Source organism: Adonisia turfae CCMR0081 (assembly GCF_011009555.1).
Classification (GTDB): domain Bacteria; phylum Cyanobacteriota; class Cyanobacteriia; order Phormidesmidales; family Phormidesmidaceae; genus Leptothoe; species Leptothoe turfae.
On sequence record NZ_QXHD01000004.1, the window covers coordinates 4,884,197 to 4,898,592 of the forward strand.

Below are 14,396 nucleotides of genomic sequence, written 5' to 3' on the forward strand. Positions count from 1 at the left end.
GCCTAGCCAAAGCGACCACTCACATAGTCTCGGGTCAATGTCTCATGGGGTTGTTGAAAAATTGTCTCGGTAGTATTATATTCCACCAGATAACCATAGCGAAGACCTTTCGGATCAGTCTTCGTATTAAAAAATGCCGCCATGTCAGACACACGAGATGCCTGCTGCATGTTATGGGTAACAATCACAATGGTGTAATGTTCCCGCAACTCTTGCATTAGATCTTCAATCAGGTGAGTTGCCAGCGGATCTAGAGCAGAACAAGGCTCATCCATCAATAACACCTTAGGCTCAACCGCAATGGAGCGGGCTATACAAAGCCGCTGCTGTTGTCCTCCTGAAAGATCATAACCGCTACAATACAGCCTATCTTTTACCTCATCCCAAAGCCCCACCCGCATCAGAGAGCGCTCGACTAGCTCATTTAGATCACCGGTATAACCATTGATGCGTGCACCAAAGGCAATATTCTCATAGATAGAATGATCAAATGGATTGGGCTTTTGAAACACCATGCCAACATTTCGACGCAGGATATCTACCTCCATTGTCGAATTATAAATATTTTGACCATAAAAGAAGATATCTCCCTGGGTACGTGCTCCTGGAATCAAATCATTGAGGCGATTCAAACAACGAATTAAGGTACTCTTCCCACACCCGGATGGACCAATCAAAGCCGTAATCTGATGTTCTGGAATATCGAAAGAAACGTCGTAAACACCCAAGGCAGGGCCATAACGTACGGTAGTATTACGTATACTAAGTACTGTCCTGGGTGGCGCTACCGTTTCTATTTGAGATAGCATTTGTAAGTACCTCGTAGAGTTCTTTTCCTTACCCCCGCAATATAGGTAAAAAATTTGAGGAACTTGGGAGGATTGGTAATCGATAAGTTTTCGCCAGGGACGTGACATTTGGTAACACTGCGTTTATTAACTTTGACGTCTACAGACCAGGACGGTTTACCTACAATATCAATGTGCTGAACTGCCAAGCTGTTAATTGCGGGGTTTAAGCTGTTCTGCTGAGCATATGCGTGAAGGCTGTCTGCACAATGGACGGGATCAGGATGGTGATGGGAAGTGCTAAGATCCATAGCCGATACCCACCTATGACCGCATGCATCGCATTGCCGCAACACCGGGAGGATGGAGCCCAGATACAGACGGAGTCATCATTCTGGAACAAACCCCAGCTCCCATCGTAATTCTCACCGCTGCCGATACAGAAATCCAAACCCTGGCTGCTAGCCTGCCGAGACTTCCTAAAGACTTTCCTGAATTTCGAGTCGCTAGCCTGCTGCAGCTACAACAAGAACTGAGCATTGATACTTATGTAGATGATGTATTGAGTAAAGCCCAGGTCATTGTAGTGCGGCTGTTGGGGGGACGCAGCTACTGGAGCTATGGTCTAGAACGCCTGCGGGAAGTTGCAGAGTTCCAGGGCATTAGCCTGGTGGTATTACCCGGTGACGATCGCCCCGATCCGGCCCTGAGCAGTTTGGGTACGGTGCCCCTAATCGTAGCGGATACACTCTGGCACTACTTTGTGGAAGGGGGAGCGGAAAATCTGACTTACGGGCTACAGTATTTGGCTCGAACCTGTTTGGAATATCCCTATGAGCCACCTGCACCGAAGTCCGTGCCGCAGTGGGGGGAATATGCATGGAAGAGTAGGAGAATGGGAGAGTGGGAGAGGGAAGAAACAGACAAAAATGTCGTTATTTCTCCCAGAATTGGGGTGCTCGGGGGGACTTCAACCAATACCGATATAGTTTCTTCGAGAAAATATCTTAAGCCCCAGCCGACGGTGGCGATTTTTTTCTATCGGGCTCATTATCTGTCTGGCAATACCCGCGTCATTGATACTCTTTGCGAAGCCTTGCAATGCCGTGGGTTAAATCCGCTGCCGCTTTTTCTGCCCTCTCTCCGCAATCCAGATATTCAGGCTCAGCTGCTAACTGAACTCACTGAGAATCGTAGTATTGATTTGATTTTGAATACCACTGGATTCTCTCTTGCTAAGTTAAATGCTGAGTCTCCCCAGGTGGACTTTTGGCAAAAGTTAGATGTGCCGGTGCTTCAGGTGATGCTCAGCGGTGGCAGTGAAGACCAGTGGCAACAACAGTGGCGAGGATTGTCACCCCGAGATATTGCGATGAATGTGGCGCTACCGGAGGTGGATGGCCGCATCATTAGTCGGGCAGTGTCGTTTAAGGCGGTGCAGACGGATCATCCTCAGCTGGAGACGACGGTGATGGCCTATGAGCCGAAGGCTGATCGTATTGAGTTTGTTGCTGACCTGGCAGCTAATTGGGTAACGCTGCGGCGCACGGCACCCCAGCAGCGCAAGGTGGCACTAATTCTGGCCAACTACCCCAACAAAGATGGTCGTTTGGCCAATGGGGTGGGGCTGGATACTCCCGCTAGCTGTTTGGAGATTTTGCGATCGCTAACGTCAGCAGGCTATACCGTTACCCCCGGCACTATTCCCCCAGAAGAAATTTTATCGGCCACCGGTGCAGATTTGATCGACTGGCTTACCCAGGGCATTACCAATGATCCTGAAGGGCAAGGCATGCGCCCTGTGCATCAAACTCTCTCAGCAAAAGATTATCAAGAGTATTTTCAAATGCTGCCTGTGGCTGTGCAACAGGGTGTCATTGACCGCTGGGGAGCGGTGGCCCCTGACGTGGATATTCCCATTGCCGGCATTCAACTGGGTAACATTTTTATCGGCATTCAACCCTCTCGGGGCTATGACGATGATCCGTCGCTGAACTACCATGCGCCAGATTTAGAACCCACCCATCGGTATCTTGCATTTTATGCTTGGCTGCGTTGCCAGTGGGGAGCCCAAGCTGTTGTCCATGTGGGTAAACATGGCAATTTGGAATGGCTGCCGGGCAAGAGTTTGGCCCTGTCTGAAACCTGTTATCCAGAAGTGGCCCTGGGGCCAATGCCCCATTTATATCCCTTTATTGTCAACGATCCGGGGGAAGGCACCCAGGCAAAACGTCGGGCGCAGGCGGTGATTTTGGATCACCTGACGCCACCTTTGACTCGGGCTGAACTCTATGGCTCGCTGCATCGCTTGGAGGCGCTGATTGATGAGTATTATGATGCGGAGTCGTTAGATCCAAAAAGACTTCCGGTAATTCGCGATCGCATCTGTTCCCTGGTCACCCAAGCAAATCTACAACAGGATCTCAGTTTGTTGCCAGGTCTGGCTCCCATCTTGCCACAGCTGCAACTCTCCCAAGAAAAGCAACCTGGATCGCGGCGCAATGATCAATCGTTAGATTCAAATGCCTTTAGCGAATTTATTACCCAAACAGACGGGTACCTGTGTGATCTCAAGGAAGCTCAAATCCGTGATGGGTTGCATATTTTAGGTCTGTGTCCCGATGGCAGGCAGCTGCGGGATTTGATGGTGGCCATTGCCCGGCAGCCTGGCCCTGGTCGTCAGGGGTTAACCCGTGCGATCGCAGACGACTGGGGCTGGGATCTGCATTTTGACCCCCTCACCGCAGATTTAGGCACTGTTATCAAAGATCTGGAGATACCAGATACTTTGTTGCAGCCTGAGCGGTTGGCAACTCTCTACACCGTTGGTGATGCCGTTGAAGTACTAGAACACCAGGCGGCTTGCTTAGTGGAACAATTGCTGGCTAAGGAAGAGAATTTCGTCTGCGGTCCTAAAACAACTGCAGAACTTACCTGGATCCGCCAGTGGCTCTGGCCCAAACTCACCCAAACCTCCGAGGAAATCACCCACCTGCTCCACGGCTTAAATGGAGGCTATGTGCCCAGCGGTTCCTCTGGTGCACCGACGCGGGGACGGGCGGATGTGCTGCCCACCGGGCGGAATTTTTACAGCGTTGATATTCGGGGACTGCCGACGGAAAGTGCCTGGGATGTGGGTCGTCGAGCCGCAGAGAACCTGGTGGAGCGCTACACCCAAGAGCAGGGAGACTATCCCAAAACCCTGGGTCTGTCCATGTGGGGCACGGCCACCATGCGCACGGGCGGAGATGACATGGCTGAGGCCCTGGCTCTCCTGGGAGTGCGCCCCGTTTGGGATGGGGTGGGTCGTCGGGTGGTGGATTTTGAAATTCTGCCCCTATCGGTGCTGCAACGCCCCCGCGTAGATGTTACCCTGCGCATTTCGGGATTCTTCCGCGATGCCTTTCCTAACCTGATTGATTTGTTTAACTCAGCGGTGGCAGCGGTGGCAGCGCTGGATGAACCGTCTGGCATGAATCCCCTGGCTACCCAGGTAAAGCAAGAAGCCGACCATTGGCAGTCCCTGGGGTTTAGTGCTGAGGATGCCGATATTCGTGCCCAGTACCGGGTGTTTGGGTCTAAGCCAGGGGCCTATGGTGCCGGACTTCAGGGACTGATTGAGGCACAAAACTGGAGTAGCGATCGCGACCTGGCCCAGGCTTATATTAACTGGAGTTGCTATGCCTATGGGCGACCCAGCACAGGAGAGTCTTCGGAGCAACAACAGCCGGGTAACGGCAAATTGCGCTCCACCTCCGTTCCCGATGTCTTTCAACAACGGCTAGGGCAGCTGCAAATTGTGTTGCACAATCAAGATAATCGAGAACATGATCTATTGGACTCTGACGATTATTATCAGTTTCAGGGGGGCCTAGTCGCTGCCGTGCGCGCCACCCAGGGCAAAAATCCCACAGCCTATTTTGGTGATCACTCCCGCCCCCAACAGCCGCGAATTCGCTCTTTGCCCGAGGAGATCAGCCGAGTTTACCGTTCCCGCGTTGTCAATCCTAAATGGATTGCCGGGGTGATGCGCCATGGCTATAAAGGCGCTTTTGAGATGGCTGCCACGGTGGATTATCTCTTTGCCTATGATGCAACAACCCACGCGGTGGCTGATTTTATGTATGCTGGCGTTGCCGAGACGTACATTCTAGACGACAACGTTCAACGCTTTATCCAAACCCATAATCCCTGGGCGTTACGGGATATGTCAGAACGGTTGTTAGAAGCCCACCAGCGAGGATTATGGCAACAGGTTTCACCCGAAATGCTAGAACAGTTGAGGGCAACTGTGTTAGATGCTGAAGCTCACATTGAGGAAACACTATGACCAACCCACAGAACACCCCACAAAATACGTCAGAAGAGCAAGCCCGTCTACAGAAGATAAAAGCCGCTAAAGATCAGTCCCGTGCCAACCGCGCAGGGAATGAAAAAGGACTGTATCTTTTGTTTACAGGATTAGGTAAAGGTAAAACCAGTAGTGCCATGAACCTGGTTTATCGCCATTTAGCCCATGATATGAGGGTGGCTGTGGTGCAGTTTATTAAAAACGACAGTGCGTTTCCCGATGGCGATCGCATCATGTTGGAAAAGCTCAAGGAACAGGGTTTTCCCATCAGTATCGATACCCTGGGTGGGGGGTTCACCTGGGAAACCCAGGACCCGGATCAAGACCAGCGGATGGCGGAGCAGGCCTGGCAAACGGCAACCAAGCTCATTGCGGACCCCGATATTTCCCTGGTTGTTCTGGATGAATTACACATTGCGCTCAAAAAAGCTCGGCTAGATCTGACACCTGTAATGGCAGGCATTCAGGCTCGTCCTAACCATTGTCATGTGGCCAGTACCGGACGCTATGCGCCCCAGGAATTAATTGATGTTGCTGATTTGGTGACAGAAATGAATCGCATCAAGCACCCCATCAGTGCAGGTATTCCAGCCCAGATAGGGATTGAGTATTAGATGGCTTTCCATAGTGGATGGACACTATAATCACGTTGCTACTTGTTTAATGATTAAAAGATGCAAAAGCTTACCATAACTCGACCCGACGACTGGCATCTGCATGTGCGGGACGGTGTGATGCTGAAAGCGGTTTTGCCCCATACGGTGCGTCAGTTTTCCCGCGCCATCATTATGCCGAATTTGAAGCCCCCTGTGCGCTCGGTAGCGGATGCGGCAGCCTATCGCGATCGCATTATCGCAGCCATCCCAGCTGGCCAGCAGTTTGAGCCGCTGATGACCCTCTACTTGACTGACAATACAGACCCCGAAGAAATCATTGCGGCCAAAGCCTCCCAGTTTGTTAAAGCGGTTAAATACTATCCAGCCGGTGCAACAACTAATTCAGACTTTGGTGTGACGGATATTCGTAAGTGCGATCGCGTCTTTGCTGCCATGCAGCAGGTGGACATGCCCCTATTGTTACACGGGGAAGTGACCGATAAAGGGGTCGATGTTTTTGATCGTGAGAAGATATTTATCGAGCAACAGTTGCTCCCACTTAAGCAGCGATTTCCCAACCTGCGTATCGTGCTTGAGCACATTACCACCTCAGATGCTGTGCAATTTGTTCTGGCCCATAACCATGTGGCTGCAACCATCACACCGCAGCATTTATTGTTTAACCGTAATGCGCTCTTCCAAGGGGGAATTCGCCCCCATTTTTATTGCCTACCAATTTTGAAACATGAGCAGCATCGTCGGGCAATTTTGCAAGCGGCCACTTCGGGTAATCCTAAGTTTTTTCTGGGTACCGATAGTGCCCCCCATGATCGCAACAATAAGGAAACATCCTGTGGCTGTGCCGGCTGCTATTCGGCCTTGCATGCTATGGAGTTGTATGCAGAAGCGTTTGAGAGTGTTGACGCCCTCGATAAACTAGAAGCGTTCGCCAGCTTCCATGGACCAGACTTTTACAAACTACCCCGCAATACGCAGCAAATTACCTTGGTCAAAACACCGTGGCGCATCCCTGATCAAGTGCCTCTGCCTGAGTCTGAACTTGTGCCGTTACGGGCAGGGGAAGAGATGACGTGGCAAATGGCATAGGACCTGCAACAAGGTATGGGTATAGTTCTAACAGAAAGGCCAAGAAACAACGTTCTATGCCAATCCTAAATAGTTAATCCTGTGCAATTTTGATATCCAAAGCGAAGGCGAAGGTGGTAGATTTAATCTGCTTAGCATCGGTTCTAGTGGAGAACAGCCGCTAGAGGAAAGGGGGAAAGCGCAGTGAAAATCTGCCACTGTCCCGCAGCTGTGAAGGAAGTTTTATACCTCCCAGTCAGAATGCCCGCCGATGGTCAACCTGCCGTTTTATTGATCTGCGAGGTACAGATGGGTTTATATGCTTTAGTCGCCTTGAAGGGTTTCAAGGTTAAGAGTCTTTGTCGTTCAGGTGAGATTGCGCTTGTTGCGATCTCAGCACTTCTCCTCAATGGGTTGCCTGCCCTAGCTCACCATCCGTTAGGTGGAAAGACACCCGGTAATTTCATTGAAGGTTTTTTGTCGGGTATTGGTCATCCGGTCATTGGACTAGATCATCTAGTGTTTGTCATCGCCTCAGGGTTGTTAGCCGCGGCCATTGGTCGCAACTTAATTATTCCTGTTGCCTTTGTTTTAGCCTCTCTTTTGGGTACAGGAATTCATTTGATGAGCATTGATTTGCCGCTTCCTGAGCTGGTAATTTCTGCCTCAGTGCTTGTCTTTGGTGTGCTACTAGCCCTAAAAGAGCGGCCAAATGGCGCGATTGTCACTGGTTTAGCTGCCATTTCTGGGTTGTTCCATGGGTTTGCTTACGGAGAATCCATCTTTGGTGCTGAAATGGGTCCTTTGATGGCTTATTTGCTAGGATTTGCATTTATCCAGCTTGCGATCGCAACAGCTGCTTATGGGATGGGTAGTCGCCTATTCCAACAGTCACCCGAAAGTTCAGCGCTGCGATTTGCTGGTTTTATTATTTGCGGTGTGGGCGGTACGTTTCTGTCCACACTGATGATGGATTATGTTTTGCTCGCTTAACCTACGCTGATCTACTGTGAACCCTCTTAAAGGGTACTGTGTATGTATCTAGAAGATAATGTCCCAAAAGGTAGACATGGTCTTGAATTTGCCCACTCTGCAACTTATGCGTACATGGTAGCTCCAAAAGGAAAGGTAAAAGATCGACTAGACATCTCAAACTATCCTGTTTGTTATTTTTAGCTTTCTTTCATACTTGACTTCAATTTGCTTGGAGAGAATTTAGGAAAGAGCTTTTTTAGAAATAAATAGTTCCTCTGTAGGAACCCACTGCTGTACGTCCAATACAGGATCAGAATCAGTTGTCTGCATCCTGACGGGTGCACCAATGTGCACCTCTACCAAACCAAATTTGCACAAAATCTTGAATCTTTAGTCGTTAGGAAAAACCAATGCATAAAATTCCTGTTACCGTAGTCACCGGCTTTCTAGGTTCCGGTAAAACTACGCTGGTGCGTCATCTATTGCAAAACAACCAGGGACGACGCATCGCTGTATTAGTCAACGAGTTTGGAGAAGTTGGCATTGATGGAGAAATTCTAAAATCCTGCCAGGTCTGTGATGAAGATGAGACCCCTGATACTAAAATTCTAGAGCTTGCTAATGGGTGTCTATGCTGCACTGTGCAAGAAGAGTTTTTGCCTACCATGCAAACTCTTCTAAAGCGACGAGAAGACATTGACTGTATTGTCATTGAAACCTCAGGGTTAGCGCTGCCGAAGCCTTTAGTGCAGGCATTTCGTTGGCCTGAAATTCGGACTGGCGCAACCGTGGATGGTGTGGTGACGGTGGTGGATGGCAATGCCCTTGCCAAGGGTCAAATTGTTGGCGCTCTAGAGGCCCTAGAATCCCAACGACAGGCAGATGACTCATTAGACCATGAGACACCCATTGAGGAACTGTTTGAGGATCAGCTAGCCTGTGCTGATATGGTGCTACTGACTAAGACCGATGTGATGTCGGAGGATAACCGTCTTAAGGTACAACGATGGCTCCAACAGAAGGCACCCACGGGTGTTAAGGTTGTTCCTTGTCAGCAGGGTGAGATTAGCCCAGATATTTTGCTGGGCTTTAATGCCGCTGTTGAAGATGACTTGGATAGTCGTCACAGCCATCATGATCATGAAGAAGAGCATGAGCATGACGATCATCTGGAGTCCGTTTATGTTGAGCTAGATAAGGCGTTTGAGCCTGCTGTTTTGGTGCAACGTTTGCAATCATTGGTGAAGCAGCAAGAGATTTATCGCATTAAAGGCTTTGTCTCTGTCCCAAACAAAGCGATGCGACTAGTTTTGCAAGGTGTAGGCCAGCGTTTTGATCACTTTTATGATCGCCCCTGGCAAGCGGATGAATCTCGTCAGACTCGGCTAGTGGTCATTGGCTCTGAGCTGGATAAAGAGACCGTTACTCAAGCTATGGCAGGAACTGCATAGGCCTGATGGTGAGCCATGGCCCATCGACTTAGTTCAAAAGTCCATGGACCATGGCTCAAACCCGCATTGGTTGCAAAAGCACAAAGCAGGCAGAATACGCCTTGGCGTAAATGGGGTGGTTAAGCGCGCATAAATATTTAGGGCGTTCCCGAATGAGGGGAGCGATAATGGGCTCAACATTGAGGGAGTCCCAAGCATGCGAGAGCGATTCAAGCAGTGGCCGCCAAAGATAAGCATCAACAAGGGGTGGGTGATGGGAGCGATCGCCACTCCAGTCTTTCTCTGGTTAGTGTGGTGGCTTTGGTTACTCCCCGTTCGTCAACCTCAGCCAGATGACGGTCGCCTATCCCACAACGAAAGAGTCACCCTTGCTCACCCACATCGTCAAACCCTCATCAGGGGGATTGGGACGCTCGCAATGGTTGCCGGTGGGGTTTTCCTGTTTCTTCGTTTCCGCATTGCTAACAGAAATGCAGAGGCAATCGACCTGAGCGGGACCGACCTGAGCGGGGCCGACCTCATCAGCGCCGACCTTATCAGTGCCAACCTCAGCGGGGCCAACCTCAGATATGCCGACCTCAGATATGCCGACCTCAGCGGGGCCAACCTCAACGGCGCTAACCTCAGCGGGGCCGACCTCAGCGGCGCTAACCTCAGTGGGGCTGACCTTATCAGTGCTGACCTCAGTGGGGCTAACCTCAGCGGTGCCAACCTTAGGTATGCCAATCTCAGCGGGGCTGACCTGAGATATGCCGACCTCAGCGGGGCCGATCTCAGATATGCCAACCTCAGCGGGGCCAACCTCAACTGTACCCTACTCAGCGATGCCAACCTCAGCGATGCTAACCTCAGCGGTGCCTTGCTATTTTTTATAAATTTACGAGAAGTTCTAAATCTTGAACCGCTTCAACTCGAGGTGAAACCTTCACCTTTTTTATGTAATGTTGCATTGCCTGCTTATTCCAAGCAACCAGATGTGAATCCCAATCGTGCCTGCGATCGCATGCCCCAACTCTTGAGCACTCGCTATGATATTCCCCTCGAAGAGGCCCAAGGGATCGTCGATGAAGCTCGACAACACCAATGGGACTAACCCAAAGATATCTCCTTACATTAAAAACGATAGTTAGTGCTATTCACCCATAGTCCTACTAACACCGCATTGCCATGGCTATCGATTTTAATGTCCACCACAAAAGCTTCTTGATCTCGCCATTGAGTATCATTAATATGTGCATTGATATCTACTCTTTGATCCTCTGGCATGTAGTAACGCTCCAGACCGTAGGTGATTCGATTGTTAGCGTATTGACCTTTTAGAACAATCTGATTAGTGTCTAGATCGTCAGGTCGTGTTTCACTGACGCGAATGGGTTGCCAGGGAGTTGGAGGCGAAGTCTCTGTTTTGGGAGCTTCCAAGACAACAAAAAAGGCCTGAGGCTGATAGTCATAGTCCTCAAAAAACTTCTCGCCACCCGGAAGTGTGTGCAACGTCTCACGTTGGGAAATGTCATAACGCAGGGTTTGGTAATACCCTCTCAAAAAATCGTAGGGATCGACAGGGGCAGTTTGTAGCGTAACAGATGTGCCTGTGGCAGAGGTATAGACATCCTGAGCAGGCACTGCGACAATTATCGCGGCCTGAATCAGTAGGGGAGCCCACAATCGCCAACCGGGTAGTCTACGTCTTGGCAACGATTGGATGGGCACTGGCTTACCATCAGGCTTAACCAGAGTTTTAATGTCGGGATGTTGAGATGACGAAGATGACATAGGACAGTACCTAAAAAAACGATCAATGATAAATGTTGTTTTGTTGTTCAAGAAGTGTCGTTTGCAAAAATCAGGTTTAAGCTTGACTGAGGCGTGCTGATGAATGCTTAAGTCGATGCTCAAACCATAACCCTGCAACAATTATGCCGATGCCGCAGAGTACTAATACAACGGCCTTCAACATTAAGTCAGTGTTGTACTCAAACAAGCGACTGAGTAGTCCTAACACTAACAACACCATTCCACCCCAAAAGGTGCGTCGTACGCCTAAGGCTAAACTATCCCGCAACAGGGCCAGCGCCAGTAAGAACAACATAATGTTAACGACAATAGTTGCAACGATGTTGATACCCCCCAGGGAGATGTGGGTAATTACGATTCCGGTAGATAGGATGAGTATCAGGGCGATTGCAACGGTATTGATCGACTGTTCTTGCCAGAGATTCCAATGTCTCAGCTGGTGTCGCAGTCGCAGCCATCCTAGCCCCGCAAAAACGCTAAATACTACACTGTTCACAAACCACCAGGACAACTCGGTCAACGTATCATCTTGAAATAGGTGTGGGCTGGCCCAGGTAGCCTTAAATGAAAAGATATAGAGTGTTAGACTCAGCACCGTAATAGCCAGGCTGCGCGACACCGTTTGAAACGGATCTGGTCGGGTATTGATGGAGCGGGGGGTCAACCTCCACACGTCTCGGTTGTAGGTCCATATTTATAACGCTCCGACAGTTGTTCGTAGATATCTACAGTGATGACACCTTCTTGCCACCACTGCTCTGCTTCCTTGCGAAGTTGTCGACGAAACTTGGACATAGCCACTACCTGCATGAACCCTCATCTGTCTGTGGGGCCAGTTTGGCAATAGTTTCAATGAATTTTCCATGAGTATGGTGTAGCTGACGGAAGCAGATCCAATAGGCCAGATGTCAGGCGAAGTTCATCGAAGTAAGGCGAAGTCAAACTGCGTTGTATCTCTTTGAGCCGTCGAATTGTTTGAATATTGGAAATTTGTGTTGCAGCAATCTGAGATTTTATAAATGTAAACGATAAAAAAAACGTCATTCTCAATTCATCTAAAGTTGATTAAGGTTAAAAAACAATTAATAATTCTCAATGGCAGATGAGGTATCTGATGAAATTAACTATTGTAAGTTCTTTCTTTGTGTTTGCCGGCATCCTTATTGGTGAGCTTGCCACTGCCCAGACGCAGGATACTACCTTTGTGGGTGAAGTGCATCGAGTGTGGGAAGACGGATTTCAGTTGAAGACGGAAGATCGCTCTATAACTGTTGACTCTTACGACGTTTGTGGAGATAACACCACTCGTCACATCACCGTCGGGGAACAAGTGACTGTAACCGGTGAGTTTGAAGGGGGAGAGTTTGATGCGTTTTCCATTACAAAGGGTGATGTAGAAAAGGCCTGTAGTTAGAGATTTTAGTGGTTCGGTAGCTTCGAGGAAGTAATACCAGACTATAGTCGTCCTTAAGCAATTAGGACATTGGGATAGGTAGGTTAACCTGGATGTTCCAAACACCTTACCCATTGCTATACCTAGACTATGACTACTATTCTTGAGGACGTTGCCGAGCATTTGAGTCAAGCCGAACAGATTCTGTTTATTACGGGGGCAGGCCTCTCTGCTGATTCGGGTTTGCCCACCTACCGGGGTGTGGGTGGGCTATACGAAGGACAAACGACAGCAGAAGGCTTTTCGATTGAAGAAGCCCTAAGTGGCTCCATGTTTCAGGTGCAGCCCGACATTACCTGGAAATATCTCTGGCAACTTGGTGCGGCATTACACAATACTTGCCACAATCGTGGGCATGAGGTGATTGCGGAAATTGAGCACCATAAGCCTAACACTTGGGTCTTAACCCAGAATATTGACGGGTTTCACCGCTCGGCAGGCAGTCAAAACCTGGTGGAAATTCACGGTCGTGCTTCAGAGCTTTATTGCATCAAGTGTGATGATGTCACCACAGCCCAGGACTTCCTGGCGGACTATGGCCAAGAGGTGCCTCTGCCCCCCATCTGTCCAGCCTGCCAGGGGATTATTCGTCCTGCCGTTGTCCTGTTCGGTGAAACTTTGCCCGAACGGGGCATCCAAGCGCTTTACCAGTTTCAGGACACAGCCTGGGATCTTGTCTTTGCGGTAGGAACGTCGGGGCTTTTTCCGTATATTGCTGAACCTCTGGTTAGAGCACAGTTGAAGGGTATTCCCACGGTAGAAATTAATCCGGGTGAAACGATGTTGTCGTCTGTGGTGGAATATCGGATTGCCCTAGGAGCAGCGGTGGCGTTAGAGCAGATTTGGCATTTGGCTCAGCATTAGAGATAACTACAGCCATAATGTTCTAGGGGTGCGACGATCACGGGTGTCCTTTTAATCGAGAGTTCTTGCCGCATCGCTAGGCTCAAGGACGTTAGCTGATACTAATGTTGTCGAGGTAGTTCTAAAGACTATGGCCGACAACATTTAACAAACTGTTGGGCAAAGGTGGGATTGCTGCCAAAGTGTAAATGAACGTAACTGGCGAGGACATTATAGACCTGATAACCTTCCCAGGTTTGATGGTTTTTCCATCCTTGCAGTTTGTAATTAAACTCTAATTGTCCCCTTCGACTTCGCTCAGGGGACGTCGGGGTGATTTCCAGCAGATTACCTTGAGCATCCACAATGTCTGAATAGTGAAACCGATGACCGCGAATGGCGCCCTGTTTAGGGAAGCCACCGTAGGGTCCCACCATGTCTACCTGGCGATAGCCCAGCTTCACCCGTTGTCCCATTGTTGTCCAAAACGGAAGAATACCGACAAAGGGATAGCGTTGTTGTTCAGCACCCAACAATCCCTGGGAAAGATACATCAGGCCACCGCATTCTGCATAGACTGGGCGTCCTGACCGGCAAAAGTTTGCGATCGCATCCCGCATCTCCTTATTCCCAGACAGTTGTTTAGAATGCAGCTCAGGATACCCCCCACCAATATAAAGACCATCCAAATTCTCAGGCAAAGCATCCTTTAGGGGAGAAAAAGGAATCAGTTCTGCCCCTGCCTGTTCCAGCAGACTCAGATTGACCCCATAGTAAAAACAAAATGCCTGATCCTGGGCAATCCCAATACGGACCTTAGGAGAGTGGGACAAGCATTGTTGAGCACCGGTTTTCATCTCCAGGTGACTGGATGCTACGAGTTGGTCTGAGCGAGAGTTGGCAATATTGACTAACTCTGCCAAATCCAGATTGTCGGTTACCAGCTTTGCCAGACTGTCCAGATAGTCAGTCTCAGCTAATTCTTCCTCTGTCGCCCGCCATAGTCCTAGATGACGTTCAGGAATCCTTACGGGCTTAGAGCGAGGAATCCCCCCTACA

12 protein-coding genes, 1 pseudogene and 1 riboswitch are annotated in these 14,396 nt (G+C 49.5%); of the genes and pseudogenes, 8 read left to right on the plus strand and 5 right to left on the minus strand.

The window, feature by feature from the left end; all coding sequences use genetic code 11:
- Positions 1 to 2 precede the first annotated feature (2 nt).
- Positions 3 to 809 (minus strand): phosphate ABC transporter ATP-binding protein PstB, encoded by an 807-nt coding sequence (gene pstB, locus DXZ20_RS24995; RefSeq protein ID WP_163701770.1) that lies wholly within the window; start codon positions 807 to 809, stop codon positions 3 to 5.
- A 313-nt stretch (positions 810 to 1,122) separates the two neighbouring features.
- Between pstB and cobN the strand changes: the two genes are divergently transcribed.
- The 6 genes from cobN (at position 1,123) to DXZ20_RS25025 (ending at position 10,340) form a co-directional block, all read left to right on the plus strand.
- On the plus strand, positions 1,123 to 5,118 hold the full coding sequence (cobN, locus tag DXZ20_RS25000; RefSeq protein ID WP_163701772.1) for a cobaltochelatase subunit CobN: 3,996 nt from the start codon (positions 1,123 to 1,125) through the stop codon (positions 5,116 to 5,118).
- Complete coding sequence (locus DXZ20_RS25005; RefSeq protein WP_163665247.1) at positions 5,115 to 5,753, plus strand: cob(I)yrinic acid a,c-diamide adenosyltransferase; 639 nt, start codon at positions 5,115 to 5,117, stop codon at positions 5,751 to 5,753. The genes cobN and DXZ20_RS25005 overlap by 4 nt, the downstream gene beginning before the upstream one ends.
- 60 nt (positions 5,754 to 5,813) lie before the next feature.
- The gene (gene pyrC / locus DXZ20_RS25010; protein ID WP_163701774.1) at positions 5,814 to 6,842 is read left to right on the plus strand and encodes a dihydroorotase; all 1,029 of its coding nucleotides are present in this window, start codon (positions 5,814 to 5,816) and stop codon (positions 6,840 to 6,842) included.
- Positions 6,843 to 6,963: 121 nt separating this feature from the next.
- A riboswitch (cobalamin riboswitch) is annotated at positions 6,964 to 7,108 on the plus strand.
- Between the two features lie 22 nt (positions 7,109 to 7,130).
- Complete coding sequence (locus DXZ20_RS25015) at positions 7,131 to 7,814, plus strand: HupE/UreJ family protein (protein WP_250565917.1); 684 nt, start codon at positions 7,131 to 7,133, stop codon at positions 7,812 to 7,814.
- Positions 7,815 to 8,206: 392 nt separating this feature from the next.
- Entirely contained in the window at positions 8,207 to 9,247 is a 1,041-nt protein-coding gene (gene cobW, locus DXZ20_RS25020; protein WP_163701778.1) for a cobalamin biosynthesis protein CobW, read from the plus strand.
- Positions 9,248 to 9,443: 196 nt separating this feature from the next.
- Positions 9,444 to 10,340 carry a pentapeptide repeat-containing protein gene (locus DXZ20_RS25025; RefSeq protein ID WP_163701780.1) on the plus strand — a complete coding sequence of 299 codons (897 nt, stop codon included), beginning with the start codon at positions 9,444 to 9,446 and terminating at the stop codon, positions 10,338 to 10,340.
- Between the two features lie 20 nt (positions 10,341 to 10,360).
- Here DXZ20_RS25025 and DXZ20_RS25030 read toward each other — a convergent pair whose 3' ends face one another.
- The 3 genes from DXZ20_RS25030 to DXZ20_RS38335 all read right to left on the minus strand — a co-directional run bounded on the left by DXZ20_RS25030 (position 10,361) and on the right by DXZ20_RS38335 (position 11,836).
- Complete coding sequence (locus DXZ20_RS25030; RefSeq protein WP_163701782.1) at positions 10,361 to 11,020, minus strand: GDYXXLXY domain-containing protein; 660 nt, start codon at positions 11,018 to 11,020, stop codon at positions 10,361 to 10,363.
- Positions 11,021 to 11,096: 76 nt separating this feature from the next.
- A complete protein-coding gene (locus DXZ20_RS25035; RefSeq protein ID WP_163701784.1) occupies positions 11,097 to 11,705 on the minus strand; it encodes a hypothetical protein in 609 nt (202 codons plus the stop codon).
- On the minus strand, positions 11,702 to 11,836 hold the full coding sequence (locus tag DXZ20_RS38335; protein WP_284681693.1) for a hypothetical protein: 135 nt from the start codon (positions 11,834 to 11,836) through the stop codon (positions 11,702 to 11,704). The genes DXZ20_RS25035 and DXZ20_RS38335 overlap by 4 nt, the downstream gene beginning before the upstream one ends.
- 319 nt (positions 11,837 to 12,155) lie before the next feature.
- Between DXZ20_RS38335 and DXZ20_RS25040 the strand changes: the two genes are divergently transcribed.
- Both DXZ20_RS25040 and DXZ20_RS25045 read left to right on the plus strand, forming a co-directional pair.
- Positions 12,156 to 12,455, plus strand: coding sequence for a hypothetical protein (locus tag DXZ20_RS25040; RefSeq protein WP_163701786.1), 300 nt, complete (start codon positions 12,156 to 12,158; stop codon positions 12,453 to 12,455).
- A gap of 129 nt (positions 12,456 to 12,584) precedes the next feature.
- Positions 12,585 to 13,358 carry an SIR2 family NAD-dependent protein deacylase gene (locus DXZ20_RS25045; RefSeq protein WP_163701788.1) on the plus strand — a complete coding sequence of 258 codons (774 nt, stop codon included), beginning with the start codon at positions 12,585 to 12,587 and terminating at the stop codon, positions 13,356 to 13,358.
- Positions 13,359 to 13,486: 128 nt separating this feature from the next.
- Here the strand turns inward: DXZ20_RS25045 and DXZ20_RS25050 are convergent.
- A pseudogene (locus DXZ20_RS25050) lies at positions 13,487 to 14,396 on the minus strand (cobyrinate a,c-diamide synthase); the annotation flags it as partial.